Source organism: Bartonella sp. MR168JLCBS (assembly GCF_042194175.1).
In genome coordinates, this window is sequence record NZ_JBHIMP010000602.1 from 305 (window position 1) to 553 (window position 249).

Genomic DNA, 249 nt, shown 5'->3' on the forward strand with positions numbered 1-249 from the left:
CAAATTTTCAAATAATCCTGGCTTTGCATCTCAAAAAGACGTGATCGTGTTCTTTGAAACTCAAATGTTTCTGTCGTCTGTGCACGTCCTTTATACAAATCATCAAATCCTGCTGCCGCTGACATAAACAATCTTATGTGGCGTTCATAGAGAATATCAATAAATAAAATAAATCGTTTTGCTTCATTGCGACACGTGTCATCCATTACCGGTACATTATCGACAAAAATTGTATGGTAACACGCCCCT

General features: G+C 37.3%; 1 protein-coding gene. It reads right to left on the reverse strand.

What is annotated here, in order from left to right; genetic code table 11:
- A partial coding sequence (gene zapE, locus ACFIK8_RS12945; protein ID WP_375669655.1) for an AFG1/ZapE family ATPase occupies positions 1-249 on the reverse strand: 249 nt, incomplete at both ends.